A 14231-nucleotide genomic window follows, 5' to 3' on the forward strand; every position below is an offset into this window, starting at 1 on the left:
AGGAGTTTTATTATCTTTTTGATAGTCTTTAATGAATAATTATTAATCATTTTTTAAGAATTCATTTATATACTTGTAAGAGAATTTAATGCTAAAGAGATACATTACGGTATTGCAAAAATTTATGTTAATTGAAAAAGTTCTCATCTATACGGTCTAAAAAAGACCAAATATATAGAAGGATTATGAAAAGGGTGAATTAGGCTTAAATTTTGTAGTAGCATCTTGAATTTGAAATATTTTTGTTCATTTAATCTCTACGTTTACTATTTTAATTTAAGGGGGATTAAAAAGAGAAGCTACCTAATTAAGGGAGTGGAAGTGTAGATGCCCAAGGTTAGTGTCATTGTACCCATATATAATGTTGAACAGTACCTTGAAGAATGTTTGGACTCACTTGTTAATCAGACATTAGACGCTGAAGATTTAGAAGTCATTATGGTGAATGATGGCTCAATGGATGGCAGTCCGAGTATTATGGAAAACTACTCCGATTCTTATCCTAATTTTAAGTCCTTTCATAAAGAAAATGGGGGACTGGGGCAGGCAAGGAATTTTGGTGTTGAGAAGGCCTGTGGTGACTATATTGTATTTCTGGATTCTGATGACTATGTTGCTCCTCAGGCCTATGAATTGATGGTTGAGACGGCTTTAGCAACGGGCTCTGATATTGTAGTAGGAAATGTAGAAAGGTTTAATTCTACGAAAGTTTATCCCTCTGGATTACACAAGAAAATTTTCCGCGAGACCGTTTTGAAAACTCATATTTCTCGTTATAATGATTTAATCTATGATACAACAGCCTGGAATAAGCTCTTTAGAAAGGCTTTTTGGGATCAGCATCATTTTAAATTCCCTGAAGGTATTCTTTACGAGGATATTCCAGTCACAATTCCTGCCCATTATTTATCCACCTCCACGGATATTTTAGAAGACGTCGTTTATTTTTGGCGAGCACGTGAGGGCAATGATCAGTCTATTACACAGAAAAGACATGAGTTAAGAAATTTTAGTGACCGATTAACTGTAATTAAAATGGTGGATCGATTTTTCAAAGACTATCAGATTGATGACTCTCTGTACGATTTGCAAAGATATAAGACCTTGGATGTTGACCTATTGATGTATTTAAATCAATTAGATGAGGTAGACTCAGATTATATAAATGTTTTCTTTAAGGAAACGGGTAAATACCTAAAAAAGGTGCCTGATCATATTTTAAATCAGCTTAGTGCCATTGATCGCTTAAAATATTATCTTGTTAAATTAAATGACCAAGAGAAATTTTTTGAAGTACTTTCTTTTCAGAAGAAAGATTTAAGGCATACAAAAGTTCTAAAAAGAGGGCAACAATATATTGGAGATTATCCATTTAGAAAGGAACTTCCTGATCATTTATTTGTGATGAATGAGGAATTACGGGTTGTCCCGAAAATAAATAGTGTGAACTGGCAAGGAACTAAACTTTGTGTAAAGGGTTATAACTATATAAAGAATGTTGATATGAAAAGTAAACAAAAAGTAAGACTAGATGCATCACTAAAAAATCCGGAGACCGGAAAACAAGTTGCTATTCCTGTAGAAAAGGTAAAACGTCCGGATGTAACACATAAGCGTGGTGTTAAATTACAAAGGAAACCCTTGAAGCGCCTGTATAACTATCATTGGTCGGGCTATGAGTTAGTGATTGATTTTAAAAATGAGGCAATAAAAAAACTAGGATCGGGCAAGCTTGAGCTGTGGTTTAGGTTAGACGTAGATGGACTTCAAAGAGAATTTCGTGCAGGTGGTCCGGTACCAGGAAGGAAGCCAAGGCCAACCTATAAAACGTTGCTAGGACAGCACTTAAGTGTAAGGTACAATAAAAAATGGGACTTTTATATCGAATCTGTCCCTCTAAACTCAGTAATCACCAGGATCGATTTATTTGAACGTTCATTAGTAATAAGAGGATCGACCGCTACCCCATTAGAAGATATTCATTTAGAACTGTATAATTACGCAAATAAAATAGTTTACCCTCTTTCGGTATATCAGAATAATGATGCCACGGAATTGGAATTTCCCAATGAACAAGTTCATCAATTTCGGAGTTTAGTAAATTTAAGAGAATTAGCCCAGGCAGCAGAAACAGGTGATTGGACATGTTATGTTGTCTGTAATAATGAGTATTTACCACTGACAATAATGAATAATGTCAGTCTGAGGAATGTTCCTTTAGGGGAACAAGAGGTGCGACTCAAAGCTAGTTCGCGTGGCAATTTGGTTATTGACTTTTTACCGCAAACCCCTAAATTGCTTGATATTGTGTGGAAGGATGATTCGTTTAATATTGAACTCATATTTCATGAGACAGCTCTAGCAAGCTTTTCACATATTAAGATGACTCAATTAGCATTACAGCATGTTGAAAGTGGTAAAACATTTAATTTTGAATGTAAGAATGAAACAAGTCGGAACCCTTTTAAATACTATCTTTTTGAGTGTTCAATTAGGGATTCTCATCATAAAGCTATGTTTGATGTGGGCAAGTGGGATGTCTACTTAGAGATTGAAGGTCTTTTGGAGAATGGTAGCGAAGAACTTATAAAAAGAAGGGTTTTTGTGGAGGACACCACAATTAGCTTACCTAACCATAGTTTTTCGGGAATTAAGCATATTCCCTATAGGACTGGGAAAGGAAATTTCAGTCTGAAAACTATTTTGGCTTGGAATTGGATTGAAAGAGGTCCAAGAAGACAGGAATTCACAAGAAGAATTATGTATCACCTCTTCCGGTTACTACCTATGAATAGTAAATCAGTTGTACTTGAAAGTTATTGGGGGAAATCTGCAACTTGCAATCCAAGAGCAATTGTTGATTATATGGAAAAGCAAGGTCTTAATTATAAATATATTTGGTCCTTAAATAATGAAAATAAATCTGTAAATCCACAAGGGATTGCAGTAAGAAAAAATTCATTGAAATATTATTATTATTTAGCGACATCAAAGTATTTTATAAACAATGCTAATTTCCCAGACTTTTATAAAAAGCGAAAGAGGGCTATAGAAATTCAAACGCTTCACGGGACATTTTTGAAAACAATGGGACTAGATGTTCCAGGGGAAAATGATACAGAAGAGAAGCGAGAAAGGTTCTTAAGGCGCTGTGCAAGATGGGACTACTTACTATCACCAAGTCGATATATGAGTGAAATTACAAGACGATGTTATCTTTATGAAAATGAAATATTAGAAGTTGGTTTTCCGAGAAATGATGTTCTTTACAATCAAAATAATCAACAGCAAATAGAAAATTTAAAAGCAAAATTAAATCTCCCGAAGGATAAGAAGGTCATTCTATATGCACCAACATGGCGAGTGAAAAATAAGTTCAATATTCAATTGGATATTGAAAAAATGCAGAATGAACTAGGAGAAGATTACATTTTACTCCTTCGCCTTCATTACTTCGTAGCTAATGGAATTGATCTCTCACCTTATAAGGGCTTTGCCTATAATATGTCTGCATATGAGGATATTCAAGAATTATATCTAATTTCTGATCTACTTATCACTGATTATTCATCTGTAATGTTTGATTATGCTAATCTAAATCGTCCCATTCTATTTTTCACTTACGATTTAGAACATTATCGTGACCAACTTAGAGGGTTCTATATAGATCTTGAAGCCGAAGCTCCAGGGCCCTTGGTTAAGACAAATGAAGCATTAATTCACGCAGTGCAACATGTTGATGACTACAGAGACCTTTATGGAGAAAAAATGGCTAAGTTCCGTTCTAAATATTGCCAATTTGATAATGGAACTGCAAGTAAGCAGGTTGTAGAAAAGGTATTTAAAAAAACTAAGATCATTTGAGGTGAAATTGTTGGCTGAGGGGATATTAAAAAGGTCGCTATCCAAGGTGTTTGGTAAGAAGGAATTGACAAAAGCAATTAATGTATTAGGTTCAGGAAGATGCGGGACTTCTATGGTTACAAAAACGCTTAGCTTTATTGGTGTCGATATTGGCAATGAGTTCATAGAGACAAATAAAAATAATCCAAAGGGATTCTATGAACATAAAACTGTTGTGGAGATTCAAAAGCAGATTAATGCACTCATGAAGTATAAGCGGCCCTATTCTCAGGGCTGGCAAAATAATGCCAAGATCAAACCCTTTAAAGAAGAGTTAAAGGAAGTGACCCGAGAACAATTTTCAGGAAAAAGAGTTTGGGCATGGAAAGATCCCCGGAATTGTGAATGTATTGACCTTTGGGATGAAATTTTAAAGGAATTGCGTATGAACCCTTATTATCTTATTATGATCCGTAATCCCATTGATGTCGCAAACTCTTTTAAAGAAGCATATAATGATAAAATAGAGAAATCCTTGCGTCTTTGGTATATGCGTACCGTTGTTGTTCTTTACAAAACAGATAAGAATAAGCGAGTGATGTTTGATTACAATGATTTTCTTGATAGTGGATACAACAGCTTAAAAGAGATAGCAGTGACTTTTGAACTTGATTGGCCGGAGGATGAACAAACGCTGAAAGCAAAGCTGGATGATTTTATTGATCCAGGGCTAAGACATTTGAGAACTTCAATGGAAGACTTAGATCAAGATAAGGATATTGAAGATAAAGTTAAGCAACTTTATTATATTTGTTTAAAAGCTTCAAGGAACCGAAAATATTTTGATTCAAATGAGTTTGAGACAGAAATTGAACATCATTATAACACTCTCATGGAGAGTGGCGTGAAAGTTTGATATTTACTAAAAAAACAACTGATTTTGTTAAAGTCACTCCCCCGAATCTTTTATTCCGATAAAAGATTCGGGGGAGTTTTTGTAATAAGAAAAGCCTATACAATCTTTAGCTGGTGTCTAACAATAAGGGGACAGTTTATTGAAAAGAGTGTTTGAATTTTTCAATGTGTTAAATACATCTGAACTTTCCTTCTTGCATAATATGATGCGGACATTAATAGAAAATTTTGTCGTTCGTACTCAATTTTATTGATTTTTTGTCAGTTTAAGTCTTCTTGGATGGTTTTTACTCTAATATTTCGACGGAATGTGGGAAATTTAACATAAAACTAATACAATTGGAATTCCTTTTGTCCTAGAATTTATGGTATATTAAAATTTGTAGGTTAAACCAACATCAGATCTTATAAAAGGGGTTAAACCATGGGGAAATCAAGAAGTGAAATCAAAGGGACAAAGAGAAAAAGAAGCAGAATCTTTAAGTCCATAATATTTATAATTCTCTTATTTGTTTTACTTGGTGGTGGCTACGGAGCCTATGCTTTTTCGAATATTTATCACGCTGCCGAAGAATCCTATAAGCCAATTGATCGAGACAAGTCACAGTATAGAGATGAGAATGTGACGATTGGTAAGAACCCAATCTCCATCTTATTAATGGGTGTTGAGGATTATTCAACGAATGGAAAAGATGGACGAACAGATACGTTAATTGTGGCGACATTAAACCCACAGACCAAAAAAATGATGATGATCAGTATCCCTCGCGATACAAGAGTTCCAATTGCGAGTAAAGACAATCAATTAGATAAAATCAACGCGGCCTATTCTAGCGGTTCAGTCAATGGATATGGGGCTGAGAAATCAACCATTGAGACGGTTGAGAACTTCTTGCATATCCCAATTGATTATTATGTCAAAGTTGGATTTAAAGGCTTTGTTGATGTGGTCGATGAAATTGGTGGTGTTAAGGTTGATGTGCCCTTCGATTTCTGGGAAAAAAATATTTATGACCACAATAAGCACATTAACTTTACAAAAGGACCGATGCAGCTTAATGGTGAAGAGGCATTAGCCTATGTACGAATGAGAAAACGGGATCCACGTGGTGACTTCGGAAGAAATGATCGTCAACGTCAAGTGATTGAAGCAGCAATCAGCCAGATGAAGAGTGCTGATATGTTGTTTAAAGTGGACGACCTTTCTGATATTGTCGGCAAAAATATTCAGACGAATCTCAAACCCTCTGAAATCTATAGTTTAGAAAAACAATATTCAAATGTCACACCAGCTAAACAGAAATTCACTTTGGATACGGCTGAAGGACATGGGAGTAACGATACGATTAATGGTATCTACTACTATGCCCCTGATGAAAACTATGTGTCAGAAATCACAGCTGCGCTTCGTAAGCAACTGGGACTGTCACCCTATACAGGCTCTGACACCGGTACAGCCACAAATACAGACTCAAGCACAAGCACAGATACTGATTCAACAACCACAATTAATCAATAAGTAAATGACTAGAAAATACTCCTCATTGTAGGAGTATTTTTTTTGAATGCATTTAAAGAGGAAGAAGGACACCGAGCCAGCAAGCTGAGGAGGCGCGCTCGCAATCTCACGTCTTTCAATCAATGGGGCGGTTGACACTGTACCTCGTGGTTAAAGCTTTTTCGATGAAAAGGTACAAGCACTCATTGCCTGATTTTCTTAATGGACACTATTTTGGTTCTTTGAAGACTGTTTTCTCTCAGGTATTACTCTCGACCGTTTCAATGGCAATAAGAGGTCTTAGAACGTGTTGTAAGGGGGAGACGGCTTGATAATAAAAAATAACCTTCAATGGCACCGTCGAGAGGCAATAATGCCTATTTTGAGTAGAAAAGAAAACGCGCATCAGTGAGAGGAAGCTCCCCTTTGTATTCATCAATGGCGATGGCCGGAACAATTCCTCGACTTCCTTTAACTTTTGAGCTGACAAGTATCGCTGGGGCTTGTGAGGTGTAGAATTGCGCGGCGGTATCCTTAAAATTTTACCTTGAATGATTTGCAAACCCAGGGCTTGGTTCCATTCAATGGTCACAATGAATTCTTTTCCGCAAATCGCTTCCCACATCGACAACTATAACGACGTTTGCGATAAAATAAATAAGTGATGCATTCGAATAATTAAAGGTGTTTGACCTTCTGTACACGGTAGTCATGCACTTGATCCGTTCGTTCACCATAAGATGGACAGCAATTCTCTTTTCGTGGCCTCTCGATATGTATAGGATACGCCTCTCCTTTGCACTCCATCTTCGTTATCCTTACTTCTTTTAATCCAGGTCAATTCATGTTTAATTGCAGATACACGCAACTCCTATCTTTCTCTTGTTTCTCGTCAATTCAAGTGTAAAGGATATAGGAGCTTACGTGTATTTTTTTGCCGTTTTTTAAAAGGGACAAGAATAATACAAAGTGAAAAACGGCGAGACTCCTGCGGGAGCAGCAAGCCAGGCAAGACCCCGCAGGACACAAAAAGGATAAGTCCGAGGAGGCTTGAGGATTGCTCGCGGAAAGCGAGTTATTTTTCACTTAACCAAAACAGCATTGTAAATTGTCTACAAACCCCAACATATATAATAGAGCCAAAAAAAGAAGCCTGCTCATATCGAGCGGCTTCTTAGGGATTAACCTTTACTTTTTGAGGTCTGATAGACCAGCTTTTTTATCGCGTTGATTAATGGTTTCTTTCTTTTCTCGTTAAAGCTATCCATCATCTCTACTGTAAAGCGTATAAGAATAACCGATAGCAATAGGATGAAAAGGGAGCCCCATAGGACTGAACGAGAAAATACTACTGCAGCAGCTCCGAAGAACATGCTGATCACATAAATGATAAACACTGTTGTCCGATGGCTAAAGCCCATATTTAGTAATTGATGGTGCAAATGAAGCTTATCGGGTGTTGAGATTTTTTGATCTTTTGCTATCCGGCGAATAATCGCAAAGGATGTATCAAAAATTGGAACACCAAGGATAATAATGGGCAAGATCAAAGAGAAAATAGTAATACTTTTAAAGAGACCCATAATCGAAATAATCGCCATTGTATATCCGATAAACATGGAGCCGGAATCGCCCATGAAAATTTTTGCTGGATGTATGTTGAAAAAGAGAAATCCAATCGTTCCTCCAAGGAGGATGACTGAAAAGCCAATCACAAGTAATTGACCATTTAAGATACTCATGATCAACATGCTACACAGAGCGATGGAGGAGACCCCACTTGCTAAACCGTCTAAACCATCAATAAAGTTAATGGCATTAGTTATTCCAACAATCCAAATGATGGTAATCGGGATCGCAAGCCATCCAAATTCAATTCTTCCTATTAAAGGAAACTGAATAAAATGAACGGTAAACCCTGAAATAACTACGAGTATAGCTGCAAAGGTTTGTCCGAGCAGTTTATATTTCGGAGCTAATGAATATTTATCATCAATTATCCCAATGACTAAAATGATTAACCCACCAATAACAAAGGCTGTTAGTGAAGATGAAACCCTTGCATCAAAATGAGGAATCAAATAGATATACCCTGCAAAAAAACCTAATGCAATGGATACACCGCCAAGATAGGGCATTGTCACTTGATGGACTTTTCTTTCATTAGGCTTATCCACAATATTAAATTTTAGAGCCAATCTTCTTACGAGTGGCGTTGTAATTACAGTGACGGCAAGGGCAATTACAAACGCAAAGGTGTATTCGTTTAGAATTGACATCCATTCACCTTCTTAATTCAATCCAAGCCTTTTTTATAAGGTTCGTCTTTTGTTGAAATTTTATGCTGTTGTTCTAAATAATTTTCTTTACAATCATAATACTATTCGAGCAAAATGTACATAGCTGTTAAAAAAACATCCATTTGGTGGAAACTTGAGGTGCTTTTAATGTCTTTTCTTAGCAATGTAAACTCGAATCTTCTATAGTAATAGACGTTACATTGACTATAAAGGTTTCATCTTAAAATTTCATTAAAATGTGATGTACAAAAATATGGTACCTTAAATTAAGAAAAAAGAAAAGTAGAGGTGATAGAGATGGATCTAGGTTTGCGGGAGAAAACGGTGATTGTGACTGCAGCGAGCAAGGGATTGGGCAAAGGGGTAGCAAGACAATTGGCTTATGAAGGCGCCAATGTGCTGATCGCGAGTCGTGATGAGTCTTTACTACAAAAGGGAGTTATGGAGTTAAAAGAAGAGACTGGTCATTCCAACATTGATTATGCAGTATGTGATATGACCAAGGCTAGTGACATCAAGGCCATGGTTGCTAAAACGGTCTCCCTCTTTGGCGGCGTTGATGGCCTTGTGAATAATAGTGGTGGCCCACCAGCTGGAGAATTTCATGATTTTACTGATGCAGATTGGGAACAGGCTTTTGAACTTAATCTCCTCAGCTTTATTAGAACGATACGCGAAGTCCTTCCTTATATGAAGAAGGCCGGGGAAGGACGCATCGTCAATTTAGCTTCTTCTTCTTTTAAGCAGCCGATTGAGGGCTTAATTCTTTCTAATACTTTTCGAACGGCTATTATTGGTTTAGCGAAAACACTCTCCCAGGAGCTAGCGGGAGATAACATTTTAATTAATACAGTAGGGCCAGGACGTATTGCTACGGACCGGGTAGCCCACCTCGATAAAATTAATGCGGATAAGCACGGCGTCCCTGTAGAGACGGTCAAGGCGCAAGCGGAGTCGGCGATTCCATTGGGGAGATATGGCACTCCTGAAGAATTTGCTAAAGTTGTTGTCTTTTTGTGCTCACACGCCAACAGCTACACAACTGGGCAGGCCTTTCTTGTGGATGGTGGCTTAGTCAAAGCATTATAATCTGAAGGGACCTCGGGGACAGGGAGAAACATTGATCTTTCTCTTTATAAGTTTCTCTGGCACTCGAGCCCTTTTTAAAAGGAAGAGTATTTCAACTTTACGGATATGATGAGTAGTATCACCACATCTAAGTTGCTTAGATGCCCATTTGTTCTTATCGTTCTGAAAATTGTCATCAAGATGTTAACTCACAAAAGGGGCCGAGGGACGCACTAAAGAGGGGTAACATAAGCCAGCTGCTACTAACAATTGGCGCGCGAAACAAGGGTGCAACTCACAAAGAGCGTTGCGCCCGCGCATAAAAAGGTAAGAGCCCACAGCCCCACTAAAGAGGGGTAACATAAGCCAGCTGCTACTAACAATTGGCGCACGAAACAAGGGGGCAACTTACAAAGAGCGTTGCGCCCGCGCATAAAAAGGTAAGAGCCTGCAGCCCCACTAAAGAGGGCTAACAAAAGCCAGCTGCTACTAACAATTGGCGCACGAAACAAGGGTCCAGCTCACAAAAGGGGCGCGTGCACATAAATCGTGACTGCTGCCCGTTTTTCAGATATAAAAGCAAAACGGTCACCAAGGGTCCCGTCTGCTGCCCGTTTTTCAGATATAAAAGCAAAACGGTCACCAAGGGTCCCGTCTGCTGCCCGTTTTTCAGATATAAAAGCAAACGGTCACCAAGGGTCCCGTCTGCTGCCCGTTTTTCAGATATAAAAGCAAAACGGTCACCAAGGGGCCCGTCTGCTGCCCGTTTTTCAGATATAAAAGCAAAACGGTCACCAAGGGCCCCGTCTGCTGCCCGTTTTTCAGATATAAAAGCAAAACGGTCACCAAGAGGCCCGTCTGGTGCCCGTTTTTCAGATATAAAAGCAAAACGGTCACCAAGGGCCCCGTCTGCTGCCCGTTTTTCAGATATAAAAGGAAAACGGACACCAAGGGGTCCGTCTGGTGCCCGTTTTTCAGATATAAAAGGAAAACGGACACCAAGGGTCCCGTCTGGTGCCCGTTTTTCAGATATAAAAGGAAAACGGACACCAAGGGGCCGGTCTGCTGCCCGTTTTTCAGATATAAAAGCAAAACGGTCACCAAGGGTCCCGTCTGGTGCCCGTTTTTCAGATATAAAAGCAAAACGGTCACCAAGCCACCGCGTCACTGCCTGTTTTCTTATCTGTCAACATCAACCTCAATAAAAGTATCGCCAATGTCTTTGATGTCACATTGTCCATTGCAAAGATTGGTGATCCATTCGGAATAACCGGCCACATCGGTTTCTCTTACTCCCACTTCTATTGTAACGGTATCGGTATAAGCCATGTCTCTGATGATGTAAGGAGATTGTCTTAAGGCATTTTCTACAGAACCTAATAATGGATAGGAAAAAGTTGTTGTGAAAATTTTTACTGGGATGCGTTCGACGACTCCAGCTGCCTTTATCCCCTCGCTGGTCGCTTGAGAATAAGCGCGGATCAATCCTCCAGCTCCAAGTTTAATGCCCCCAAAGTATCGCGTGACGACAACTAATGTATCGCGGAGATCTTTTTTCTTCAGGACTTCAAGGATAGGCACGCCTGCTGTTCCACTAGGTTCTCCATCGTCACTTGCCTTTTGCACTTGATTATTCTCCCCGCAAACATAGGCATAACAATGATGATTGGCCTTCCAATGCGCTTTGTTTATTCCTTCTATAATCCTTTGCGCTTCTTCTTCATGTTTAATTCTATGTACTGAGGCTATAAATCTTGATTTTTGTATGATTATGTCGTTCTCTGCTTGTGTCTTTACGGTATAATAGACTTGTGGCATTTTTAAACCTCCGGCGAATGTTATATAATAATCATAAGTATGGGTAGAGCAATGTGCAAATCAAAAGATTCTATAGAAAAACTTGGAATCTTTTTCATTTTTATGTTGATTTGTAGACGTAAAGTCCTGGTTAATTTGAATCTATTCAATTTCTTACCTTTCAGGTAATGTAACAGTGGGGGAGTTCATATGTCATCTCGTTCTATAAGCAACTCATCCGATCACATCAATACGAAGCTTGATGGTAAGCGGTTGGACATGATATTAAGTGAAATGGTCGAAACTGTAAATAAAAGTAAAGACCAAATCTTTGAAATAGGTGAGCAGTCACGAAGCGAATACGAGCAATTGGTGAGTGAGCTCACCATCATAAAGCAAGAAACTCGTGACACAGTAGATTATTACGATAAATTAGAAAAACAAGCGAAGCTAGCGCGCGTGCGACTTGCCGAGGTGAGTAAACACTTTCAGAAATACGGGGAAAGTGAGATTAGGGCTGCATATGAAAAAGCGAACGCTATTCAAGTTGAACTCTCAATTGTAGAACAACAAGAAAAACAGCTTCGCACTCGTCGAGATGATATTGAACGTCGCATTGGTTCGCTCAAAAGCACAGCAGAAAAGGCAGAGAAACTTGCGGGTCAAACTTCTGTGGTTCTTGATTTTTTGAACGGTGATTTGAAAAAAATTGGAGAACTTGTCGAAGATGCCAAACAAAAACAAGCGTTTGGGTTAAAAATCATCGAAGCCCAAGAGGAGGAACGCCGGCGGCTATCAAGAGAAATTCATGATGGACCAGCCCAACTTCTTGCGCATGTCCTGATCGGTTCAGAAATTGTTGAACGGGTGAATCGAAGTAAGGGGCCCGAAGAATCTGCAAAGGAAATTGCTAAGTTTAGAAAGACCATACGGGATGCCTTAATTGATGTAAGGCGCATTATCTATGATCTAAGGCCCATGTCACTGGATGACTTAGGGCTAGTACCAACGTTAGAAAAATACCTAATACGTCTAAAAGAACAATATCCAAAGATTGAGATTCTCTTTAAATCGGTTGGTGCCGAGGAACGTTTACCTGGTAAAATGGAAGCCGCCTTATTTCGTTTAGTTCAAGAAGCGGTCCAAAATGCTTGTAAACATGCATCGCCTCAAAAGGTCAATGTTGCTATTGAATTTCGATCAGATAAGATTACTTTAGTGATTAAAGATGATGGTACTGGCTTTGATCCCAAAGTTCAAAAGGATAATACTTTTGGATTACTAGGTATGAGGGAACGTGTCGATGTCTTAGAGGGAGAGATGACCTTACGTTCTAGCAATGGGAATGGAACGACATTGTTTATACAAATTCCCATTCTGAGGGAGGGAAAGAATAATTGAATTATAAGCGCCGGAAAAAAACGCAGATCGCATTAATTGATGATCACCGCTTATTTCGTGAAGGTGTCCGCCGGATCTTAGAGATGGAGGATGAATTTGAGATTGTTGCTGAGGGTGACGATGGAAATGATGTTGAAAAAGTGGTTCTTGAAAAAAATCCTGATGTCATATTAATGGACATCAATATGCCTGGACTGAACGGTGTTGAAGCCACTCGCCGACTCATTTCGCAGTATCCAGATGTTAAAGTTATTATTCTATCTATTCATGATGATGAAACATATGTCACCCACTCACTAAAATCAGGAGCAACGGGCTATCTCTTAAAAGAGATGGATGCTGATTCATTGGTTGAAGCGGTAAAGGTTGTTGCTGAGGGCGGTGCTTACATACATCCAAAGGTCACACATAATCTTATTAATGAGTACCGACGTTTAGCAACAACAGGTGAAAAACGGGTTTCTTCCGGATTTCGTGATGTGGAATACCGCAAGCCCCTCCATATTTTAACGCGACGTGAATGTGAAGTTTTGCAATTAATGACTGACGGCAAAAGTAATCGAGCCATTGGTGAAATCTTATATATCAGTGAAAAAACAGTCAAAAATCACGTCAGTAATGTCCTGCAAAAGCTTCAGGTCGATGACCGTACTCAAGCCGTTGTTGAAGCAATCAAAAACGGTTGGGTCTACGTCAGCTAAAACCTCATAATCTATTAAATCTATAGCTTGGTTATCCTTCGGGATAGTCAAGCTATTTTTATGGAAAGAAAACCGTGACGAATGGCTTTCTTTTAAAAAGTAAGTGGAGAACCCGGAAAAAGCGTGTGATAGCACCTTCGGACAGAACCAAGAACAAGTAACCGATTAGAGTCCGAAGTCAGAGCGCCTTTAGACAGAAACTGAAGCGAAAAGCCAATCAGAGTCCGAAGTCAAAGCACCTTCGGACAGAAACTGAAGCCAAAAGCCGATTAGAGTCCGAAGTCAGAGCGCCTTTAGACAGAAACTGAAGTAAAAAGCCAATCAGAGTCCGAAGTCAAAGCACCTTCGGACAGAAACTGAAGCCAAAAGCCGATTAGAGTCCGAAGTCAGAGCGCCTTTAGACAGAAACTGAAGTAAAAAGCCAATCAGAGTCCGAAGTCAGAGCGCCTTTAGACAGAAACTGAAGCCAAAAGCCGAACAGAGTCCGAAGTCAGAGCGCCTTCAGACAGAAACCCAAGCAAGAAGCCCCTCTTAATATCCAGACAACTATTCACATCCTCATACCTGAGATTTTCTTATAACGTCAAGATTTATAACTTAGCGGAAGACCTTATAAGGGCGACTTAGGCTTATCGCATTAAGGCTCGGCGACAAGCCAAGTTTTCTAATTGTTTGACGTAATTTTGCCCGAATGTATTCATTTTATGT

Annotated in this window: 10 protein-coding genes; 6 read left to right on the plus strand and 4 right to left on the minus strand. The window is 38.9% G+C overall.

Going from position 1 to position 14231, the window contains the following annotated elements; genetic code table 11:
- Window positions 1-327 precede the first annotated feature (327 nt).
- The 3 genes from IEV91_RS03625 to IEV91_RS03635 all read left to right on the plus strand — a co-directional run bounded on the left by IEV91_RS03625 (window position 328) and on the right by IEV91_RS03635 (window position 6277).
- Window positions 328-3864 (plus strand): bifunctional glycosyltransferase/CDP-glycerol:glycerophosphate glycerophosphotransferase, encoded by a 3537-nt coding sequence (locus IEV91_RS03625; RefSeq protein WP_188496038.1) that lies wholly within the window; start codon window positions 328-330, stop codon window positions 3862-3864.
- Between the two features lie 10 nt (window positions 3865-3874).
- The gene (locus IEV91_RS03630; protein ID WP_188496039.1) at window positions 3875-4759 is read left to right on the plus strand and encodes a sulfotransferase family protein; all 885 of its coding nucleotides are present in this window, start codon (window positions 3875-3877) and stop codon (window positions 4757-4759) included.
- Window positions 4760-5182: 423 nt separating this feature from the next.
- On the plus strand, window positions 5183-6277 hold the full coding sequence (locus tag IEV91_RS03635; protein WP_188496040.1) for an LCP family protein: 1095 nt from the start codon (window positions 5183-5185) through the stop codon (window positions 6275-6277).
- 238 nt (window positions 6278-6515) lie between these two features.
- Here IEV91_RS03635 and IEV91_RS03640 read toward each other — a convergent pair whose 3' ends face one another.
- Window positions 6516-6848: a hypothetical protein gene (locus IEV91_RS03640; protein WP_188496041.1), complete on the minus strand. Its 333-nt coding sequence runs from the start codon at window positions 6846-6848 to the stop codon at window positions 6516-6518.
- 589 nt (window positions 6849-7437) lie between these two features.
- On the minus strand, window positions 7438-8535 hold the full coding sequence (locus IEV91_RS03645) for a glycosyltransferase family 4 protein (RefSeq protein WP_188496042.1): 1098 nt from the start codon (window positions 8533-8535) through the stop codon (window positions 7438-7440).
- Between the two features lie 318 nt (window positions 8536-8853).
- On the opposite strand from IEV91_RS03645, the gene IEV91_RS03650 reads away from it, so the two are divergent.
- The gene (locus IEV91_RS03650) at window positions 8854-9645 is read left to right on the plus strand and encodes an SDR family oxidoreductase (protein ID WP_188496043.1); all 792 of its coding nucleotides are present in this window, start codon (window positions 8854-8856) and stop codon (window positions 9643-9645) included.
- A 448-nt stretch (window positions 9646-10093) separates the two neighbouring features.
- Here IEV91_RS03650 and IEV91_RS03655 read toward each other — a convergent pair whose 3' ends face one another.
- Together IEV91_RS03655 and IEV91_RS03660 are read right to left on the minus strand one after the other, a co-directional pair.
- Window positions 10094-10792 (minus strand): hypothetical protein, encoded by a 699-nt coding sequence (locus tag IEV91_RS03655; RefSeq protein WP_188496044.1) that lies wholly within the window; start codon window positions 10790-10792, stop codon window positions 10094-10096.
- Between the two features lie 11 nt (window positions 10793-10803).
- Complete coding sequence (locus IEV91_RS03660; RefSeq protein WP_188496045.1) at window positions 10804-11442, minus strand: YigZ family protein; 639 nt, start codon at window positions 11440-11442, stop codon at window positions 10804-10806.
- 189 nt (window positions 11443-11631) lie between these two features.
- On the opposite strand from IEV91_RS03660, the gene IEV91_RS03665 reads away from it, so the two are divergent.
- Window positions 11632-12822 carry a sensor histidine kinase gene (locus IEV91_RS03665; protein ID WP_239541467.1) on the plus strand — a complete coding sequence of 397 codons (1191 nt, stop codon included), beginning with the start codon at window positions 11632-11634 and terminating at the stop codon, window positions 12820-12822.
- Window positions 12819-13523 carry a response regulator gene (locus tag IEV91_RS03670; RefSeq protein ID WP_188496046.1) on the plus strand — a complete coding sequence of 235 codons (705 nt, stop codon included), beginning with the start codon at window positions 12819-12821 and terminating at the stop codon, window positions 13521-13523. The genes IEV91_RS03665 and IEV91_RS03670 overlap by 4 nt, the downstream gene beginning before the upstream one ends.
- Window positions 13524-14231 lie beyond the last annotated feature (708 nt).

Origin of the sequence: Pullulanibacillus pueri (genome assembly GCF_014639255.1) — a bacterium.
Classification (GTDB): domain Bacteria; phylum Bacillota; class Bacilli; order Bacillales; family Sporolactobacillaceae; genus Pullulanibacillus; species Pullulanibacillus pueri.

Coding starts and splice junctions, on each gene's coding strand:
- IEV91_RS03635 (WP_188496040.1), top strand. CDS start 5,183: ATGGGGAAATCAAGAAGTGAAATCAAAGGGACAAAGAGAAAAAGAAGC.
- IEV91_RS03665 (WP_239541467.1), top strand. CDS start 11,632: ATGTCATCTCGTTCTATAAGCAACTCATCCGATCACATCAATACGAAG.
- IEV91_RS03660 (WP_188496045.1), bottom strand. CDS start 11,442: ATGCCACAAGTCTATTATACCGTAAAGACACAAGCAGAGAACGACATA.
- IEV91_RS03645 (WP_188496042.1), bottom strand. CDS start 8,535: ATGTCAATTCTAAACGAATACACCTTTGCGTTTGTAATTGCCCTTGCC.
- IEV91_RS03625 (WP_188496038.1), top strand. CDS start 328: ATGCCCAAGGTTAGTGTCATTGTACCCATATATAATGTTGAACAGTAC.
- IEV91_RS03650 (WP_188496043.1), top strand. CDS start 8,854: ATGGATCTAGGTTTGCGGGAGAAAACGGTGATTGTGACTGCAGCGAGC.